The sequence below is a fragment of the Amycolatopsis sp. NPDC104587 genome, from assembly GCF_055583645.1.
On the sequence record NZ_JBVJNO010000006.1, the window covers coordinates 551,605 to 555,730 of the forward strand.

Here is a 4,126-nt window from a genome sequence, read left to right on the forward strand (position 1 = left end):
CGCTCCCGTCCTTCTTCCTCCCTTTTCTGTTCCTTTTTTTTTGTGGGTGTGCCCCCCCCCCCCCCCCCCCCCCCCCCCCCCCCCCCCCCCCCCCCCCCCAGGTCCGCACTTTCACGTGAAAGTGCGGGCATCGGGATGCATCAGACGGTCAGCGTCCAGGAGGACAGGTAACCGGTGTCGGCGGGGCCGACGTCTCGGATGCGGAGCTGCCACGCGCCGTTCGCGGCTTCGGTGGAAGCGTTCACGGTGTAGGTGGTGTTGATGTTCGGGGTCGACGACGAGCTGGAGTTCTTCAGCCGGTAGGCGGTGCCGTCCGGCGCGACCAGGTCGAGGACCAGGTCACCGCTGTAGGTGTGGGTGATGTGCACCTCGACCTTGGTGGCGTTCGACGCGTTGCGCGCGCAGCCCGCCACGGTGTTGGTGCTGCTGACCGCGGCACCCGGGTAGTCCGGGATGTTCAGCCGCGTCCCGTTGGTCACCGCGGCGCACGAGCCCGTGGTCCCGACGTTCAGCGTGTACGACGCCGTGTGGTCGGTGCTCGCCCCGTCGGCGGTGATGGTGACCGGGAAGCTGCCGGTCGGCGTCGACGCGGAAGTCGCGATCGTCAGCGTCGAGGAGCCGCCGGACTGGATGGTCGCCGGGCTGAACGACGCGGTCGCACCGGCCGGCAGGCCCGAGGCGGACAGCGTGATCGACTGCGCCGCGCCGGAGGTGATCGCGGTGCTGATCGTGGTGGTCGCCGAGGCGCCCGGCTGCACGGAACCCGAAGCCGGGTTCAGCGCGACGGAGAAGTCCGGCCCGCCGCCGCTGCACGAGGTGGGCTCACCGGTCGCGGCGGTGACGGAGACGGCGTCCCACGCGGCCTTGGTGGCGTTGAACTCGGTGCAGCTGCCGGGGAAGAGCGCGATCGCGGCTTCGAGGGTCGCCTTGCGGGCGGCCTTGTGGTTCCACGACGAGGTCTTCTTCAACAGGCCGTTGTAGAAGATCTTGCCGGCCTTCTGGATGCCGACACCGGTGACCGACGAGTTGTTGCAGGTCGGGCTGGTGGGCTTGCCGCCACCCGGGTTCGAGCCCTCGGCGAGCAGGTAGAACCAGTGGTTCTGCGGGCCGGCCGCGGCGTGCACCTCGGTGCTCGGGATCGACGACGAGTAGCAGTTCGGGTCGCCGACCTTCGACGGCTGGTACATGTAGCGGATCGGGCCCTGGCCGACCAGGTTGACACCCTCGCCGACCTCGTAGTCCGGCGTGTCCTTGGCGTTGTTCGCGTACGCCTCGGTCAGCGCGCCGAAGATGTCACCGGTCGACTCGTTCATCCCGCCGTTCTCGTTGCCGGAACCGGCGCCGCCCGGGGTGAACTGGAAGATGCCGTGCCCGAACTCGTGGCCGACGACGTCCATCGAGGTGGCCTGGCGCTGGTTGTCCTGCGAGTGCCCGAAGTGGGTCGAGGAGCCGTTCCAGTAGGCGTTGACGTCGGCCAGGCCGACGGACGCCGGGTAGCCGGTGCCGCTGCCGTTGATGCCGTTGCGGCCGAGCCAGTCGGCGAGCATCTTCCACTCGGTCTGGACGCTGTAGAGGACGTCGACGCAGCCGGTCTCGAGGTCCGTGCCGGAGCCGTTGCCCCAGGCGTTGTCCGGTCCACTATAGACGGACCCGCCCTCGCGGCCGCAGCTGATGCCGGTCCGGCCCGGGTCGCGCATCGTGTAGGTGCTGCCGGACTGCGTCGTGTCGATCGAGACGTTGCCGACGTAGTAGCTGTTGCCGGTGCCCGCGACGTTCACCGTGTTCGGCTGGGCCTGGGTGCGGGCGCCCGAGGCGAACGTCTTGACGTCGTCGCGCTGGTCGAGCACCGCGCCGGTGGCGGCGTCGACGAACACGTGCAGGTTGCTCGGCGCCGTGGCGGTGCGCCCGGCGACGACGACCTCGTAGGCCAGCTTCGGGCTCGTCCCGGCCAGCACCACCTTCTCCGGCGTGCTCACACTGTCCACAGTGGGCAGTTGGGCGCGCGCCGTGGCGGCGGCCTTCGCGGCGTCGAGCGCGGCCTGCGTCCCGACGGTGATGGCCGCGGTCTCGGCGGCGCTGGTCCCGCGGACGCGCCCGGCGCCGTCGGCGACGACGACCGCGTCCCCGCCCACGACCCGCAGGCCCTGGTAGGTCCGCTGGTAGGCGCCGTAGAAGAGGCCGCCACCACCGGCGGTCAGGCCGACGCGCTGGAACGATTCCGCGGGGCCCCGCTTGAGCGCGTCGAGACCGCTGGCGGCGGCCTGGTCGGCGGCGCGCGCGGCGGCGGCTTCCGGTGCGGCGGGCTGTGCTGCTGGGCTCGCGCTCGCCGGGGTCACCGGCAAGGCGAGCGTCATGGCGAGCCCGGCGGCGGCCGCCAAGCCCGTTCTGAACCCACGATGGGTCATCGAGGTCAACCTTTCATGAAGGCAGAATCGTGGACCGGCAAGGAGAAAAGGGGACGTGTCCGGCGGGCTAACAGGAGGTATGCGTCCGGACGCATCCGAGTAAAGGGATCAGGGCGTCGGGCCGTCAATGCGCCGAACGGACCAACGCCGCCTTTGGGATTCGCGGGTCAATTCGTACAAACCCCGCTCGTGCTGGGGATTCGCCCCGCGTTCCGCGCCGGAACGACTTTCGTAGGGAGTGTCCCCGACACCATCCGAACGCCGGACGATCTCGATCATCGGGAATCGTTAGTACCGCTCAGGAAACGGTGCTCAGTCGGCTTCGGCGCCCAGCGCGATGAGCCCGTTCCGCAGCACGTCCGCCGCTTCCGTCTGCCGCCCGGTCTCGCCCAGGAGCTCGCTCAACGGCCGCAGTGCCCGCACCAGCACTTCGCGCGCGCCGAGGCCGGTGGCCAGCTCGACCGCGGCCCGCAGGTCGTCGGCCGCGCGCCGGGCGTCACCCCGGGCCCGGGCCAGGGACCCCTGCTGCAGCCGCAGCTCCGCCGCCAGCGCCGTGCCCGACACCACCGAGGGCCGCACCTGGTCGAGCAGGCCGCTCGCCGTCTCCGCCCGGCCCGCCGCGAGGTACTCCGCCGCCAGCTCGAGCGTGATCGCCGGGACGTCGTCCGGCCAGGCGGTCTCGCGGGCCGCGGCGAGGTCGACCAGCGCGCCTTCGACGTCGCCCGCCCGGCCGCGGACCCGGGCCCTGGCCAGCAGGCAGTGCGCCATCGCCGGGTGCAGGGCCCGTTCCTGCATGAGGTCGTAGGCCGCGGCGACCGACGCCGCCGCGTCGGCGAAGCGGTCTGCGGCCAGGTGGCTGCGGCAGACCTCGACGTGGCTGCGGGTCAGCTCGGCCATCACCGCCGGGCCGCCGCGGGTCAGCCGCAGCGCCGACTCGGCGTACTCGGCGGCCCGTTCGAGGTCGCCCTGGCGCAGGTGGCGTTCGGCGAGGCAGGCTCGCAGCGTCAGCAGCATCGACGGCTGCGGGTACCCGTCGCGCAGCAGCTCGGCGTGGCAGGTTTCCAGCAGGTGCAAGGAATACCGCGCCTCGCCCCAGTCGCTCAGCACGGCCGCGCGCAACGGCACGACCATCGCCCGCACCGGCGGCGGCTCGCCCGACAACGTCGTCTCGGCCTCGGCGACGTACTTCGTGCGGACGTCACCCCGGGTGTACCCGGCCAGCCACAGCAGCGCGATGCCCGCCTGCCGCGGCCGCTCCAGCCGTTCGGCGGCGCGCCGGATCCGCTGCATCCGCGGTGCCGCGCGGCGGGCGTCGCCGGCGAGGAACCGTTCCGCCGTCTCGATCAGCTCGAGGTCCAGCTCGACCAGCTCCCGCGGGGAGCTGCCGCCGAGCAGCTCGTCGGGGTCGATGCCCAGCTGCCGCGCGAAGAACCGCAGCGCGTCGCCCGACGGCGTCCGCGCGCCGGTTTCGACCGACGAAACGTAGGCCGCGGAGTACTGCGGTCCGGCGAGCTCACGCTGGGTGAGCCCGCGTTCGGTGCGGAGCTCACGCAGGCGCTCGCCGACGGTCTCGCCGCTCACACTCACGCAGCCGCCTTTCCACCGGGTGCCGGACGTCCAAGGGTAGGCCGCGGGGGGGGGGGGGGGGGGGGGGGGGGGGGGGGGGGGGAGGGGGGGGGGGGGGGGGGGGGGGGGGGGGGGCGGGGGAATAGGGAGGGAGG

2 protein-coding genes are annotated in these 4,126 nt (G+C 72.5%); both read right to left on the bottom strand.

All coding sequences use genetic code 11. The features are described from left to right. Window positions 1-140: 140 nt before the first annotated feature. Complete coding sequence (locus tag ACZ61C_RS21565) at window positions 141-2,405, bottom strand: M4 family metallopeptidase (protein WP_465309299.1); 2,265 nt, start codon at window positions 2,403-2,405, stop codon at window positions 141-143. 312 nt (window positions 2,406-2,717) lie between these two features. Beyond that, complete coding sequence (locus tag ACZ61C_RS21570) at window positions 2,718-3,992, bottom strand: helix-turn-helix domain-containing protein (RefSeq protein ID WP_465309301.1); 1,275 nt, start codon at window positions 3,990-3,992, stop codon at window positions 2,718-2,720. Window positions 3,993-4,126 lie beyond the last annotated feature (134 nt).

Bases quoted from the DNA above. Each gene is read 5' to 3' on its own strand.
- ACZ61C_RS21565 (WP_465309299.1), bottom strand. From the start codon at position 2,405: ATGACCCATCGTGGGTTCAGAACGGGCTTGGCGGCCGCCGCCGGGCTC.